Here is a 16,218-nt window from a genome sequence, read left to right on the forward strand (position 1 = left end):
TATAAATTCAGAGGAGTGAAGTTTTATGAAAAAAGTAAAAATAATTATATCAGCAATTTTAATTACAGGACTATCTATGTCTTTAATAGGTTGTGGTAAGGATAATGCAGAAACAAAGAGTGGGGACACAACAACTGAGCAGTCAACGAAAGCAGATACCAAAACAACAGATGATAAACATGATTTCCAGAAGGATCCATCTTTACCACTCACATTATCTGTAGAATTAGATACACAAAAATATAGTGTAGATTATCCATGGGGTATAGCAAGTGCTAGAAGTGGGGCTTTTTCTGATACTGAGGGTATGTATGTTATTTATGATCAATTTGTACCAAATCTCTCAGATGTAGATTATGGGGTTGATCCTACTAAAATTACTAAAGCAGATCAAGTTATAGAGGGAATGAAGGATCAGTTCAAAAATACTGCAGCATCTAAATTGCCTTTATCTAAAGCCGAGAGCTATAAAATAACTAAAAAAGAGAATGTTACAATAAATGATTGGGATATGTGTAGGTATGAAGGAGAGTTTACATTAAAAGATACAGCAATAATTACTTTAAAAGACAAAAAGGCACCTTTTGTGGCTTATGGAGTTATAAAAGATGCACATCCTGTTTACTTTATAGTTGTTGATGAATCAGACAATCATGATAATATTAAAGAAATAGGTGTGCTAGCAGATAAGATAGCTAAAACTTTTAGAGACCTTGACAAGGAATAAATCTTAATTTTGATAATATTTTAATAAATATTAAATAAAAAATAAGGAAGTCGATAAAAATGGATTTAAATACGGATAAAGTAAAAAGTACTGACAAATTTAACTTGAATATTAATGAATCAGTGGAATTAAACGAGGAAGAAGAAGTTGAATTTTATAAGAAAAATGGAGTGAGTCGAGAAACTTTTAAACATATGGGTAAAGATATGCTTCAAGGCAGTATAGACAGCTACAAGCCTAAAAATATGATTACAGGATTTTTCACAAATGTTTTTATGGGTGTGTGTATTATATTACCGCCAGTAGGACTCGTACTATCTCTCTTTAAGTTGAAAAGCTCTGAAAAGGAAACTAGATATATAGGTAAAATAGGTATTGGGATATCAATAGGAGCATTCGTAGTTTGGAGTATGATATTATAGGGTAATGATTTAATGACATTCACATGGAAAGTCACCCACTTTTAAAAGGGGGTGATTATTTATATAGTATAAACGTTAATATTGAAAGTGTGGTGATAGTATGAAAAGACTAAAAACACAAAGAGGATCAGCAAGTATAGAGGCGACGGTATCCTTAACAGCATTTATATTTGTAATTATGGCTATCTATGCAATTGTTAATTTTTGCATAGTTCAGGCGAAGATGGCCACTGCAATAAATAGCACTGCAAAGGAGATATCTCAGTATTCATATATGTACCATGCGTTAGGTGTACAGGAGTTAGACACAAAAGTAACAGAGGGTAAGAAGCAGGCGTTAGATGCATATGATGCAATATCTGCATTAATTGAAAATCCAGATGTTGAGGCTAAAGCTGGAACTGGTGATGGTACCGGCGATTTAGCTAAAGTTATAGATGATAAAAAAATACCTGTTGATGGAGAACTTGCTAAAATGCAAGAGGCACAATCGGCAATCTCGGGAGCTGTTAAGGATCCAGCTGCATTTGTGAAAAGCATAGGCGCACTTGGTGCATCTGTAGTTATTGATAAAGTTAAATCTCATCTTATTGCAGCACCAATAGCTAAGGGACTTTCGCAGAGGCATTTTGGAGAAACTTCAGCAGAGGCTAACACGTACCTTGAAAATCTTGGGGTAGTTGGAGGTTACGATGGAGTAAATTTTGATATGTCTACCATGTTAGTTTCTGGTAATCCACAGGATATTCAAATTATAGTTTATTATAATATAGGTATGTCATCAATATTCCCAGTTGATTTAAAGATTACAATGTGTCAAAGAGCTTCCGCGAGAGCATGGCTTGGGGGAGATTTAGAACCCAAAAATGTTGTAGTTGAAGCAGATAAACCGCAGAATGAGGCAGTTGAAGTAGTTAAACCAGGGGATGAGGCAGTTAAAATTGGGACTGAAGTTGATAAATTGGGGATTATGCTTAAGTCTGCATCTGGGCTTAGCGAGGCACTTAGTCTAATTAGTAAAGTGGATTTTGCAGGAGTGGAGGATGTAAAAATAAAGACATTATTCAGCACTATTGATGAATCATCAATGTCGAAATCAGATAAAGTTACTGAAAAAGCAACACTTTTTAGAAAAATCTTGTCTCAGGGAGCTAAATCTAATGCTATGGTTGTTGCTGATTCTACTTACATTGATGTTATTACGGGAGATATTAAATGGCCATCAAATCCTCCAGGCGGATTCGCAATTAATAATCCACCTTCAAAGTCATTAATGGTGGGGACAATTATAGACAGGTATGGTGATCCATTAGGTTCATATATGTCACCAGTCGGAACACCTTATGGTGAACGTGCATTACCTTACATAGAGAATCCTAATGCATATCATAAATATAGAGTTATTAAACAAATCGATAATGTGAAATATGGTAAAATTGCGTCGGTATTTAATCAACCAGGAGGAGGTATTCAATATAAACTTCCAGATATAGTTGATAATCTTTTGAAAACAGATAATAAATATTTAGAAGAAATATTTAATTAAAACCAGGAGGAGACAGCATGAAAATTATAGATTTAGTACAAAAATTAGAAGCTAAACAAGTCCCAAAACATTTGTACCAGGTTGGAAACTATGGGATTACTGATCAAAAATTATGTTTAAAAAATGAAAATAATAGATGGATTGTTTTTTATAGTGAGAGAGGGGATAAATTAGCTCTTGCTACTTTTAATACTGAGGAAGATGCTTGTGAAGAATTTTATAGTAGAATTGTGTCAAAAGCAAAGTTATAATAGATGATTTAGTATTGTTGCAAGGAGTATTACCAGTTGATTTAAAAATTACAATGTGCCAAAGAGCCTCAGCGACAGCATGGCTTGGGGGAGATTTGAAACTACCGTAGGAGGAAGCACGAAAATGAAATATGTAATAGTGTTAGTATCAGTATTATTTGCAGTTTTGGTTGGTATATGTTTTATTATATATTTTAAAGCTCAAGAGGTTAATCAGCAGCTATATCTTAAGGGAAAATTGCAAACTATTTTCAAGTTGGATACAAAAACAATATTAGTAATAATATTTCCAATAATAATTGGAATCATAAGTTTTTGCATAGAATATTTTGTTTATAAAAAAAATATAATTTTATGTTTCAGGTGGCAACTTACAATAATGATGATGTTTCCAATTGGATATATTGATTTAAAAGAAAAGATAATTCCTAACAAACTTTTAATTATTGCTCTTGCTTTTACCTTGCCTTTACTTATATTGCAAGGCACTTTTTTTCCGGATATGATATTTACAATTCTTAGATCTAGTATTGCGGGAGCTTTACTTGGGGGAGGAATTTTCTTTAGTACGTCATTAATCGTAAAAAATGGTATTGGTGCAGGAGATACAAAAATGTACCTAGTCTTAGGACTTATGGTTGGTTTTGTTCCAATCTTCAATATATTGTTATACTCAATGATAATCGGTGCAGTTACTGGTATAGTATTAATGATTTTAAAAAAGAAAAATTCTAAAGATAGTTTGGCACTTGCACCTTTTACGCTGGTAGGCGTGATTTTGGCTGTGCTGATAGGTGTATAGGGGGGGAATAAATGAAAAGTAAAGTGAGCGTAATAGCTTTAATTGTAATAGTTATAATAGCTTCTTGGGGAATTTCTTTTAATAATCAGCATAAAAAAGCAGAGAGATTAAGCGCGATTAAGCAAGAAATAAAAACAAATGAGAAATTGGGTGTTTACAAGCGTGTTATATCACTGTATAAAGAACTAATTACATTAGATGATAAAAATATTGAACTATATTCTAAATTGGCAAATTCATATAAAAATGTTGAACAAAATAAAAATTATGAAGAAACCTGTAATGTAATAATAAAAAAGTTTCCGAATAATATTCGCGGGTATCTTGAACTAGCAAAATATTATGCAAAAGACGAACGTCACGATGTAGTAATTGAACTTCATAATAGGTTGCCCGAAAGTTTAATTAACAATAAGGAATTTATTGATATTTATAAAAATAGCGAATATAAATTTATATATTTGTCTCGTTCTTATCAAGATATTAGCCAATTTACTAATGATTTTGCAGTTGTTGAACAAAAGGATCTATATGGTTATGTTGATAAAGGCACCTCAGAGGTAATTGATCCGAAATTTACTAGCGCTAAAGCCTTTATAGAGGATAAAGCAGCGGTTTTCAATAAAAATGAATGGTACTTTATTGACAAAGAAGGAGATAAAATTCTAGCAACTTCAGAAAAAGTAGAAGATTTACATTCTATAAGCGAGGGATATGCATCAGTAAAGATAAATGGAAAGTATGGATTTGTTGATGAAAAATTCAATAAAGTAAAAATTGATTATGATTATACAACAAATTTCTACAATGGAGTAGCTGCAGTTAAAAAAGGTGATAAATGGTCAATTATAAGTAAAGATTTTAAAGCTGTAACTGGCTATATTTATGAAGATATTGTTTTTGATGACTCTAATATTTGTAGTAGAAATGGAATTATTTTTGCGAAAAAAGATGGGAAATACAGTATGCTAGATTTAACTGGGACTAGTATAACAAAGGATACTTATGAAGCAGTAAAAATGTTTGCATCGGCTGAGCCGGCAGCTCTTAAGAAGAATAGTAAATGGGGATTTGTTAATAGTAAAGGTAAGGTCATAATTGATTTCAAATATGACGATGCTGATTCTTTTAGTTTGGGCATTGCCCCTGTATCAATAAATGGAAAATGGGGATATATTAATTTAAAGGGTGAGATTGTAATTCCAAATGAATTCGATGGAGCGAAACCATTTTATAAGTCTGGGGTGGCTTCTGTGAAAGTCGAGAGTGTATATAGATTTATAGAGCTTATTAAATATAGATAATATTAGGAGGATGTAGCGAGTGATAGATTTAGCTTATGAAAACCAAGGTACAAATTCATTTCTGGTATGTAAATTAGATCCACAAGAAGTAGTTGATACAATGAGTATGGGAATGATATCAAATAATAAAATATTTGGTGTTATACCATTTTCTTATTCACAAAATGATAGTGAAAGAGTTTTTAAATATAATATATCTTCAAAAATAAATTTGAAACAGTATTTTTCTGGACAAGTTAAAAAGAGATCTTTGCTCAATGTTTTTTCAAGTATAGCTGCATCTATATTTAATTCAGAAGAATATATGGTGGAACCTAATAAGTTTATGATTGATATTGAATATATATACGTGGATGTAAGCACAGCGGAGGCGGCGCTTATATGTTTACCTATTATTAATGAAAAAGAAATAAATATTGATATGGGTAAGTTTTTTAAGGATATAGTTTATAGCATACAGTTTGATCAAAGTGAGAATTGCGATTATGTTGCTAGGATTATTAGCTTTTTAAATAGTAATACTAATTTCTCTTTGCTTGATTTTAAAAAAATTGTAGATGGTCTAATAAGTGAAAATATAACGCATTCACAAATAGCATCAAGCGTTTTAGTTGAGAAAAAGCCTATTATAGTTAAGCAGGCGCCGTTATCTACGCCTCGTCCTACTCAGATACCTAAAGTGTCAACTCCACAAGTACCACAAGTGGTACAGCTTAAAAAAGAGTCTAAGAAAGATGTTAAGATTAAAAAAGAGAAAAAAGGGTTTTTCTGTTGGGGAAAAGGAAAAAAGAAAGAAATTCCTACACCTTTACCAAAACAACAACCGATATATGCAGTTCCTGGTCTAAAATCGGTTAACTCAAATGAAATCACAGAAAGTCCAAATTTAGAACCATCTTTGAAAGTCAATCAAAATTCACAACAGAATTTTGGTGAAACTACAGTGCTCGGAGTTAGTAATGCTGGAGAAACTACAGTACTTTCTGAATTAGACATACAAAAATCAAATGTCCCATTTATCATAAGAACAATAGGTGGAGAAAAAATCTCCCTAAACAAACCTGTATTTAGAATTGGGAAAGAAAAGAGTTATGTTGATTACTTTATAGCTGATAATACAGCGGTAAGTAGGAGCCATGCTGACATAATTGCAAGAGATGGTGAATATTTTGTCCTTGATAACAATTCTACCAATCACACATATGTAGACAATGAAATGGTTCAAAGTAATATTGAAATAAAAATTACAAATGGTTCAAAGTTGAAGTTTGCAAATGAGGAATTTGAATTCAAATTGTCGTAGTGAGGAAGTGATTGATATTAATTTTTTAGTAGCAGCACATACAGATGTGGGAATAAAGAAAAATACTAATCAGGATTCCTTGTGTATTAAAACGGCAAACACCAATTTGGGAAAAGTAGTCCTTGCAGTTATTTGTGATGGGATGGGTGGATTATCAAAGGGCGAGCTTGCTAGTGCAACTTTAGTAAAAGCCTATTCAGACTGGTTTAAGGATTCCTTTCCTCAACTTCTATACAATGGATTATCAGATGATATATTAAAATCTGAATGGGAAAACATCGCGTTTACTCAAAATGAAAGAATAATGAGGTACGGAGAAAGTCAAAGAGTGAATTTAGGAACTACTTTAACAGTGCTTCTTATGGCAAAAAACAGATATTATGTTCTTAACATTGGTGATAGTAGGGCATATGAAATAAGTGATACTATATTCCAAATAACAAAGGATCAGACAGTTGTGGCTAGAGAAATTGAAAGAGGTAATATGACACCTGCTCAAGCAAAGGTTGACCCTGGTAGAAATGTGTTACTTCAATGTGTTGGTGCATCAAAAATTATTGAACCGGATTTCTTTGCAGGTGAGGTTAAAGAAAATGCTGTTTACATGCTTTGTTCAGATGGATTTAGGCACGAGATAACGCAAAAGGAAATTTTCACAAGCTTTAATGCAGATATTCTTACTAATGAAGATATCATGAAAACTAAAGCTATTTATCTAGTTGAATTAAATAAGCAAAGACTAGAGCAAGATAATATATCTGTTGCATTAATTAGAACCTTTTAGTTTGGAGGTGTAGTATGACTAAGATTGGAACAATTATTGATGGAAAATATGAATTACTTAAAAAAATAGGTCAAGGCGGCATGAGTGTTGTTTACCTTGCAATGGATAACAGGTTAAATAAGCAGTGGGCGATTAAAGAGGTTCGAAAAGACGGAGTTAAAGATTTTGAGATTGTAAAACAGGGATTAATGGTAGAAACTAATATGCTGAAAAAATTTAGTCACCATAATCTTCCAAGGATCGTAGATATTATTGACGTGGATGGAAATTTTTATATTGTCATGGACTATATTGAAGGTCAACCTCTTGCCACTATGCTAAATGAATATGGAGCTCAACCACAGGAATATGTCATCGAATGGGCAAAACAACTTTGTGATGTACTTGAATATCTACATACAAGAAATCCACCAATTATATATCGTGATATGAAACCTGCTAATGTAATGCTCAAACCAGATGGTGATCTAATTTTAATTGATTTTGGAATTGCAAGAGAGTATCACAAGCAAAATCTTGCGGATACGACGTGTTTAGGAACACAAGGATATGCTGCGCCAGAACAGTTTGGAGGGCAGGGGCAAACAGACCAAAGGACAGATATATATTGTTTAGGTGCCACGCTCTATCACCTAGTTACAGGGCATAATCCCTGTGAACCACCTTATGAGATATATCCAATAAGACAATGGAATCAATCATTATCAACTGGACTTGAAAAAATCATTCTAAAATGTACTGAGCGTAATCCAGATGATAGATACCAATCTTGTGCTGAGCTTATGTATGCATTTGAACATTATGATGAGATAGATGATACATATAAAAGGAAGCAAGTAAAAAAACTCATTACATTTTCTATATCATCATTTTTATGTATTATAGGAATGGTTGTATTTCTATTTGGTTATTACGGAATAATTAATAAAAGAATGTCTGATTATAACAGTAGAATTAACGATGCTATTACATCAGTAGCAGATTCTGTAGCTAAGGGTGAGTTCACTAAAGATGCCGTAGATAAATATAATTTGGCTATAGATATAGATCCCTCAAAAAAGGATGCATATATTAAACTCCTTGATTATTATACAAGAATGGGACAAACAAAGAATGGATTGGACACGTTGACATCAATGATTGCTAGCAATGATGGTGGATTAAAGAAAAACAATGATGTATTAATGTATGTAGCAAGACTATTTTTTAATGGGAACCCCAATGATTCTTCTTTTGATGTGGACTATGAGAGTGCAGCAAAATATTTTGGGATGGTGGATGATAAAGTACTACCAGAGGCCACTTATTATAAATCAATTTCAGTATCGTTATCAGAATTTAGTGCAAGAGTTGACTGGAAATCAGTATTAAACAATCTTAAAAAGTTTGAGGTATATAATGATAGCCAGAATATTGATAATACACAAATAGAAAATTATTTATCACTTTCAAGCGTTTATATTGCAAATAAAAGTTATATAAGGCAGGTAGAAGCAGATCCGTTTACGGCAGCTATTAAAGTAATAGGAAAGGCACAAAAATCAGTTGAATTTTTAAAAGATCAAAATACTACAAATGTTTATCAAACTGATATAATGCGGCGTTTAGGTGATGCTTACTATTTAAAAGCGGCTTTTAATGATAGTAATAAAATTCAGGCTAACCTTGATTATGATATAGCAATAGCAAAATATTTAGAATTAATACCAATAATTACAAAAGAAGATACAAAAATAAAATTAGAACAGTTAATAGCAGAAATGTATAAAGCAAAGGGCGATTTTGCAACCGCAGCAATAAATTTTGAAAGTTTAATATTAAAATATCCAACTTACTCTGGGTCATATTCTAGTTTTGGATTGATGGCTCTCATTGATATGAATAATAAAGCAAAGGCTGTAGAGCTTTATAATAAAGCAAATGCGTTTCCAAGTTCCAAGAATGATTTTAACTTTAAATCTCTTGAGCAAAAGCTTAAGAATGCAGGAGCGATATAAGGAGGAAAGTAGATGAGATATGAGATAATGTATTATGTAGGTATGGCTATGGTAATACTTATGTTTATTGTTTCGGTATTATTATTTATAAAACTTAAGATATATAAAGTAATAGGGGACTTAACAGGAAGTACAGCTAAAAAGGCTATTAAAAATAAGCGAGAATATAATATGCAAACAAATGAAAAAATTTATCATACAGGGGCTATGAATAAAGAAAGAGGTAGACTAACAGATAAAATGTCACCTATAAGTAGGGTTTTAAGAAAATTAGGACAACCTGGAAAGATTAGCGGTGAAACGTCATTGTTGGCTCAGCAACACCAACATAAAGAGGAACAGCAACAGGAGCAGGAGAAGGAGAAGGAACTGAATTCTGAGTATTACTTTGATATAGATTTCGACCTTATGCTGATAAATACTAATGAATCTATTTAATGGGGGATTGTAAAATGGAAAGAAAAAGATCATTTCAAAATGGATGTTTTGTAATGATAATAATAGGGTTTTTAGTATCATCGACAATGGTTTTCTTAATACCTTTTGCTTCATTTAAAGGAAGTGGCGTATCGTTCGTATTAGCTTACGTTATTGGTGGTGGATTTTGGTTAGGATTACTGATAAGTTTAATATTTATGACGATTTTGGATTCTCATAGGAGAAATAGGATAAATAAGAAAAAAGCTGGCAATAAAAACAGAAAAAACAAAGCAGTTGCAATAATAAAATTTTTCAGTAACAAACCAGCAACTTTCTTTGATTGGATTTTTATAATATCAATAATTTCAGAAATAACGATTTTAGTTTTAAAAAGTACAAATCAATTATTAACTATTACTGTTTTATTTTTACTTGTCTTTTCATTTGAAATGCATTGTGTATTTAACGGTAAAAATTATTTGTATATTAGTTTATCAAAGAGAGAAGAATTGGTTGGGGGGGGAACAAAATGAAAATAAATATTGGGGAAAAAATTTCGAAAAGGATGATTGCAATTTTCATGGTATGTATGATGATTTTCACCATGCTACCAATTGGTATGTTTGGGGCGCCGTTATTGGAAGTAAAGGCAGAGGTTACAACAGGTACAATTTCCGGGGTAATAAGTGGTGGAAATTTAGGAGTGACAGTTGAGCTTATTAATTCTAGTTCAGCTTTAGTACAAACAATGACAGCAGCTACTAATGGAGCTTATTCTTTTACAGGGGTGGTTTATGGTGAGTATACTATATCCGCTAGTAAATTGGGTTATAAAGTAGAATCAAAAGCAGTAAATATTTCGAACTCAATATCAGTTGCTGTTGATTTAACTTTACATGTCACAGATGATTATACAGTTACGGGGACAGCTGGTGTGGAGAATTGGTACACTAGTGAAGTTACATTGAAAGCTAAATCGGGAAAGCAAATATGGAATGGTATTGAGTGGTCAGATAAATATATTGTGTCCACTGAGGGTGAGGATCAAAAGGTAGTAATTAAATTAAAAAATGGTGGAACTGAATCAGTTGCTAATGTTCTAATTAGTATTGATAAAGTCAGCCCGACGGTATCAGAACCAATAGCTGATTTTGACAATACTGTTTGGAAGACTAGTAAAAAGGTATCATTTACTGCAAGTGACTTAATAAAATTAGATAGGGTATATTGGAGTAACGAAGATAATGCAACTGCTGGTACGGATTTAACTATAACAAGCACACCTGGAAGTTATCAATTTAATGTTGCGGAAAAAGGGAAGTATTATGTATACGCGGTAGATGAAGCAGGAAACACAACAAAAAAATCAATTGATATTGATAATGTTGATTCTGAAAAACCAACAATAAAAAATGTTACTAAAAGTAAAAATGCTGAGTGGTCTAATGTTGCTGAGACTGTTACTTTTGAGGTAGCAGATGCCGGTTGTGGAATTGAAAAAGTAATGTATGGCACATCTGCGGTTAGTTCAGAAGCAACAGGAGTGGCAAAACTTAAAGATGAAAAAGACGGTAAATATGACTTTACAACACCCACTACAGAGTTTAATGGTACTTATTATATATGGGCATATGATAAATTAGGGAATATATCAGATGTTAAAAAGGTTATTATGAATACAGATACAACACTACCAACTATTAAGCCAGAAGATATAGTTTTTAGTGATAAAGGTGGGCTACTAACTAAAATAGGTAGTTTTATTACTTTTGGATATTTTTCAAAAAGTGATGTTACGGTTACAATTACAGCTTCTGATGTAGCAGGTTTAGGGGGTGAAGTAGCTTCAATTTCCTACTTCACAGCTAAAGATAAAGCGGGCGCACAACCAACTTCTGACAAGGAAATGACAAAAAATGTTGGAGTGAAATCAAAAAACGAGGTATCATTTACCTTAAAACCAGACTTTGAAGGTTATGTGTTAGCAACTGCTAAGGATAAAGCAGGGAATGAAATGGTAACACCAATAGGATCCTCAAATGGACTAATGATTGAGAATAACAATATAAATAAACCAGAAATTAAAATCACGCCAGGTGCTACAACAGGTCCATTTAATGGGTGGTTTAATGAGCAGGTTAATATTAAATTTGATGTGAAAAACGTTAAAGCTGGTATTGCAAAAATAAATTACACAATTAAAAATGACCATGATACTACAAATCAAGTTGAGGAGGAAGTAATATTAACAAACTCATCAACAACTACTTTACCAACCTCGTGGGATCCAGCAGTTATACTTTTAAATAAAGACGGTAAAAATCTAGTTACAGTAAAAGTAACTGATAATGCTGGAAATTATAAAGAAGAAAGTACTACAGTAAATATTGATAAAAAAACACCAGTGAAACCAACAGTAACTACAGAATATGATAGTAAAATTTGGACAAGAAAAGACGTAGTATATACTATTACAGAAGGAACACCAACAACAGATTCAAGGGTATTGAAATATCAATATAAGGTATGGGATAAAATAGGGACAACCATGATTCAGGATTGGACAGATGTTACAGAAGGTAACGAGACTATAAAAAATCAAGTTACAATCAAGGATAAAGGGCATAAGAATATACAGTTTAGGACAGTGTCAAAGGCAGCAATTAATGGAGTGGAAACTGAAAAATATACTGTTCAAGTTGACATAGGAAAACCTCTTGATCCAACTGCAACTATTGATACTGTTCAAATTGATAACAATAAATGGTATAGTGCAGATGCTAAAACAGTAGTGTTAAACGTAGCACAAGAAGTAGATAGAGCTGAGAATTATATATCATATAAGCTTGACGGTGGTGAATGGATTAAAGGGAAAGATGTAAAACCGGTAAATGTAACGGTAAGTGGTGATAAAAACCATTCTCTTGTAGTTATGACTGAAAATACGGCAGGAAATAAGAGTGATGAAAAAACATATAATATTAATATCGAAAAAACACTCCCAACTATTAATGAAAATGATATAGTTTATAAACCAATAGATCAACCCAAACTATCTAGGATAGGTAATTTCCTTTCCTTTGGATATTTCTTTAAGGAGAAGGTTAATGTTACAATAAAAGCTTATGATCCTGGCGAAGTTACCTCAGGAGTAGAATCAATTTCCTATTATACTGCTAAAACTAAAGATGCTTTAGGAACCTTTATAAAAGATGTTCCTTTAGTTTCAAATGCTATAACATTTGAACTCCCAATAGGATTTGAGGGTTATGTGTTTGCTATAGCTAAAGATAAAGCTGGAAATGTAATGGGCAGTCCAACTGTATCAGATTTTAGTTTAATGCTTGAGAATGTTAAACCTAATATTATAATTACACCATCAGCTAAAACAGGTTCATTAAATAATGGCTGGTATAATGGACAAGTTAATATTAATCTTAATGTAAAAGAGGATAAATCTGGTATATCAAAAATAGTTTATAAAATTGGATCACAAGCTCAAGTGGAAGAGACAATAACAAATTCAAATCCTTTACCATTAGCGCCAGCAGTAGATATACCACTAGTTTGGAACAAAGATATTACATGGTCAGAAGAGGATGGGAAAGATCTTCCAGTTTGGATTGAAGTAACTGATAATGCTGGTAATGTTGAAACAGTTGATACTAAAGTAAACATTGATACAAATAAGCCAGGTGAATTAGATGTAAAAACATCTTATGGAAATAATACTTGGACTAAACAAGACGTACTTTATACCATTAATGGAGAATCAACAGTGTCAAAGATTCTAAGATATGAATATAAGGTATTGGATGAAAATTCAAAAATAGTTACCGATTGGACAACTGTCTCAGAGGGAACAGAAGCTCTAAAAAATCAAGTTACAATTAAACGTGAGGGTAAAAACAATGTTCAGTTTCGGTCAGTGTCATATGCAGAAGTTAACGGCACAGAAAATGCTACAGACAAGTATATTGCTTTAATTGACAAAGTTAAGCCTCTTAATCCAAATGTATCTATTGATGGGGCTGGGCTTAGTAATGATAGATGGTATAGTGCAACTGATAAAACAGTAGTATTAGCCATAGCACAAGAAGATGATAGAGCTACGAATAACACCTGGTATAAGCTTGATAATGGTGAGTGGATTCAAGGCGCTTCAGTAGTTATAAGTGGCGATTTATCACATTCTCTTGTCGTGAAAACAGTAGATATTGCTGGGAATACTAGCAAAGAGATTGAATACAAGGTTAATATTGATAATACATTACCAATACTAACGAATGGAAATATATCATTTCATAAGAAGAATACAGGATCATTTGAAAGATTTATGAATTTTGCTAGTTTTGGACATTTCTTTAATGAGAAAATCTCCGCTACGATTACAGCAACTGATGCTACTAGCGGTGTAGCAGCTATTACTTACTACGCAACGCAAGAAGATAAAACAACAAAGATTATTACAGATACTAAAGTAAATAATTCTTCTTCTAACAAAACATCTCAAAGTGTAACTTTTGATATAAACTCAAATTTCAAAGGGTATGTATTTGCAAAAGTTGTAGATGTGGGAGGAAATGAGATACCTGATTTTGTAACATCAGATGGTGTTATTATTGAGGATAAGAATAAAGAGCCTAGTGCGGCTAACATTGAAATAGTGCCAATAACAAAGCCTAATGCAAATGGATTTTACAAGGGCGATGTAGAGGTAAGCCTTAAAGTTAGTGACAATTATTCAGGAATAAATAAGATTAAATATACTGTTGGATCTGGAGAAGAGAAAACATATACTGCGCCAAATACAAGCAAGGATTATCTAACTAAAACATGGCAACAAAATGTAACAGTGCAAGCTCCAGAAAACAATAACAATAACGTGGATATTACACTAACGGCAGAAGATAATTCAGGTAATATAAAGACTCAAACTATTTCTATGAAAATAGATATTACAGTGCCAGTAATTGAAGTTAAATATGATAATAATAGTTCTTTAAAAGAAAAATATTTTAAAGCAAGCCGTAGGGCAATAATTAGTATTAATGAATTAAACTTTAATTCAGCAGATATTAGAATTGTTGTAAAGAAAGATGGAGTACTACAAAATCAGTTAGTTCCGTCAACCAACTCATGGTCTAGGAATGGTGATGTGAATACATCTTCAATAAACTATGATATGGATGGAGATTACACATTTGATATTGAGTATACAGATCTTGCGGGAAATTCAGCGATTAAATTTGCCCAGCATACGTTTGTTATTGATAAAACCCTTCCGAAGATTGCTGTAGCTTATGATAATAATAGTGTGAGTAATGTAAACTACTATAAAAATAGTCGTACAGCAACATTGACAATTGATGAGGTTAATTTTAACGCTATAGAGGTAAAAGCTGTGGTGACGGTTACGGAGAATGGACAACCAGTAGCAACACCTACTATAGGTAATTGGTCCGATGGTCCCAATGACACCCATATAGCGGTAATAAAGTTTACTGCAGATGCAAAGTATTCAATTAATATTGAATATAAAGATATTGCTGGAAATTCTGCTAGCAAATTTGAAACACAAACATTTTTCGTTGATCAGACGAAACCAACATTAAGTATCTCAGAAGTGAAAGATTTATCAGCTAATAAAGATCCAATAGCACCAATGATTACTTATTCTGACAAAAACATTGATATTAGTAAGGTTCAGATTGTCTTGAATGGTAATCTTGCTGGAAATGTAGCAGCTAAAGGTGTGAAAAAGGATATTCCAAATGGAAGTACCTTAAAACTTGATAAATTAGATGTTGATGATAATTATGTTTTAACAGTAATTATTACTGATAAATCTGGAAACATAACAAAACAATCTGTTTCTTTTTCAGTTAATCAAAATGGAGCAACATTTATATTCAATCAAAAGAAAACTGTAGAAGGAAAATATGTAAATACACCATTTAAACCTTCAATTAAAGTATATGATGTTGATGAAGTTAGTATTATTTCTTTCTCATTAAACGGAAAGAATGTAGATTATGATTTTAAAAATGGAACAATTAGCTTAAATGAAGAAATAAACAAGGATAATAAATATATTATTGCACTTGATGTTAAAGATACTGCGGGGAATACTACATCAATGAAACCAATTGAATTTTTCTTTGATTCAACTAAACCCCAAAATATAATTTCAGGAGTAAAAGATGGTGAAATTTATTTTGACACCTTGGATGTTGTAATTAAACAAGAGAATTCAAAAGATAAAGTTAAAAACTTAGTACTTAATGGTGAAAATTTAAAGGAATCAAATTACATTAAGAATGCAGATGGATCTGTTAAACTTACACTTACTGGTTTTAAAAAATATACTTTAGCTGTTGAATCAATTGATGAGGCAGGGAATATAAGTGACTACAATGAAACTAAATTCGAAATATCAAATAACTTGTTTGTAAAATTTTATGCAACAAAACCATTGTTTTATGGAACACTTGTGGCAACTGGACTCGTGATTCTTGGGTTTATAGTATTTAACCTATTTTTCAAAAAGAAAAAGGTGGCTACGACAGAATCAGAATAAGTAGTTCATGTATAAGTTAGGTCATAAAATATTTAATGCGTTGGTCAAAGAATTAAATTCTTTGACCAACGCATTTTATTTT

12 protein-coding genes are annotated in these 16,218 nt (G+C 32.1%); all 12 read left to right on the forward strand.

Annotation, left to right across the window (positions count from 1 at the left end):
• Positions 1 to 25: 25 nt before the first annotated feature.
• The 12 genes from KPL55_RS12505 (at position 26) to KPL55_RS12560 (ending at position 16,136) form a co-directional block, all read left to right on the forward strand.
• Entirely contained in the window at positions 26 to 727 is a 702-nt protein-coding gene (locus tag KPL55_RS12505) for a hypothetical protein (RefSeq protein ID WP_216307068.1), read from the forward strand.
• 59 nt (positions 728 to 786) lie between these two features.
• Entirely contained in the window at positions 787 to 1,149 is a 363-nt protein-coding gene (locus KPL55_RS12510; RefSeq protein WP_216307069.1) for a hypothetical protein, read from the forward strand.
• Between the two features lie 100 nt (positions 1,150 to 1,249).
• Entirely contained in the window at positions 1,250 to 2,695 is a 1,446-nt protein-coding gene (locus tag KPL55_RS12515) for a TNT domain-containing protein (protein WP_216307070.1), read from the forward strand.
• Between the two features lie 17 nt (positions 2,696 to 2,712).
• Positions 2,713 to 2,946, forward strand: coding sequence for a hypothetical protein (locus tag KPL55_RS12520; RefSeq protein WP_216307071.1), 234 nt, complete (start codon positions 2,713 to 2,715; stop codon positions 2,944 to 2,946).
• Positions 2,947 to 3,070: 124 nt separating this feature from the next.
• Complete coding sequence (locus KPL55_RS12525; protein WP_216307072.1) at positions 3,071 to 3,748, forward strand: prepilin peptidase; 678 nt, start codon at positions 3,071 to 3,073, stop codon at positions 3,746 to 3,748.
• Between the two features lie 11 nt (positions 3,749 to 3,759).
• Entirely contained in the window at positions 3,760 to 5,052 is a 1,293-nt protein-coding gene (locus KPL55_RS12530; protein ID WP_216307073.1) for a WG repeat-containing protein, read from the forward strand.
• Between the two features lie 19 nt (positions 5,053 to 5,071).
• Positions 5,072 to 6,355: a DUF6382 domain-containing protein gene (locus KPL55_RS26565; protein WP_216307074.1), complete on the forward strand. Its 1,284-nt coding sequence runs from the start codon at positions 5,072 to 5,074 to the stop codon at positions 6,353 to 6,355.
• Positions 6,327 to 7,139, forward strand: coding sequence for a PP2C family protein-serine/threonine phosphatase (locus tag KPL55_RS12540; RefSeq protein WP_216307075.1), 813 nt, complete (start codon positions 6,327 to 6,329; stop codon positions 7,137 to 7,139). The genes KPL55_RS26565 and KPL55_RS12540 overlap by 29 nt, the downstream gene beginning before the upstream one ends.
• A 14-nt stretch (positions 7,140 to 7,153) precedes the next feature.
• The gene (locus KPL55_RS12545) at positions 7,154 to 9,136 is read left to right on the forward strand and encodes a serine/threonine-protein kinase (RefSeq protein WP_216307076.1); all 1,983 of its coding nucleotides are present in this window, start codon (positions 7,154 to 7,156) and stop codon (positions 9,134 to 9,136) included.
• A gap of 12 nt (positions 9,137 to 9,148) precedes the next feature.
• Positions 9,149 to 9,574, forward strand: a complete 426-nt coding sequence (locus KPL55_RS12550; RefSeq protein ID WP_216307077.1) for a hypothetical protein — start codon at positions 9,149 to 9,151, stop codon at positions 9,572 to 9,574.
• Between the two features lie 14 nt (positions 9,575 to 9,588).
• Positions 9,589 to 10,089 (forward strand): hypothetical protein, encoded by a 501-nt coding sequence (locus KPL55_RS12555; protein ID WP_216307078.1) that lies wholly within the window; start codon positions 9,589 to 9,591, stop codon positions 10,087 to 10,089.
• Entirely contained in the window at positions 10,086 to 16,136 is a 6,051-nt protein-coding gene (locus KPL55_RS12560) for a carboxypeptidase-like regulatory domain-containing protein (protein WP_216307079.1), read from the forward strand. The genes KPL55_RS12555 and KPL55_RS12560 overlap by 4 nt, the downstream gene beginning before the upstream one ends.
• Positions 16,137 to 16,218: the final 82 nt, after the last annotated feature.

Origin of the sequence: Clostridium lacusfryxellense (genome assembly GCF_018861735.1) — a bacterium.
Classification (GTDB): domain Bacteria; phylum Bacillota; class Clostridia; order Clostridiales; family Clostridiaceae; genus Clostridium_AD; species Clostridium_AD lacusfryxellense.

Excerpts from the sequence above, each read along its gene's own strand:
- KPL55_RS12560 (WP_216307079.1), top strand. The coding sequence starts at position 10,086 with ATGAAAATAAATATTGGGGAAAAAATTTCGAAAAGGATGATTGCAATT.
- KPL55_RS12555 (WP_216307078.1), top strand. The coding sequence starts at position 9,589 with ATGGAAAGAAAAAGATCATTTCAAAATGGATGTTTTGTAATGATAATA.
- KPL55_RS12505 (WP_216307068.1), top strand. The coding sequence starts at position 26 with ATGAAAAAAGTAAAAATAATTATATCAGCAATTTTAATTACAGGACTA.
- KPL55_RS12530 (WP_216307073.1), top strand. The coding sequence starts at position 3,760 with ATGAAAAGTAAAGTGAGCGTAATAGCTTTAATTGTAATAGTTATAATA.
- KPL55_RS12545 (WP_216307076.1), top strand. The coding sequence starts at position 7,154 with ATGACTAAGATTGGAACAATTATTGATGGAAAATATGAATTACTTAAA.
- KPL55_RS12540 (WP_216307075.1), top strand. The coding sequence starts at position 6,327 with ATGAGGAATTTGAATTCAAATTGTCGTAGTGAGGAAGTGATTGATATT.
- KPL55_RS12510 (WP_216307069.1), top strand. The coding sequence starts at position 787 with ATGGATTTAAATACGGATAAAGTAAAAAGTACTGACAAATTTAACTTG.
- KPL55_RS12520 (WP_216307071.1), top strand. The coding sequence starts at position 2,713 with ATGAAAATTATAGATTTAGTACAAAAATTAGAAGCTAAACAAGTCCCA.
- KPL55_RS12550 (WP_216307077.1), top strand. The coding sequence starts at position 9,149 with ATGAGATATGAGATAATGTATTATGTAGGTATGGCTATGGTAATACTT.
- KPL55_RS12515 (WP_216307070.1), top strand. The coding sequence starts at position 1,250 with ATGAAAAGACTAAAAACACAAAGAGGATCAGCAAGTATAGAGGCGACG.
- KPL55_RS12525 (WP_216307072.1), top strand. The coding sequence starts at position 3,071 with ATGAAATATGTAATAGTGTTAGTATCAGTATTATTTGCAGTTTTGGTT.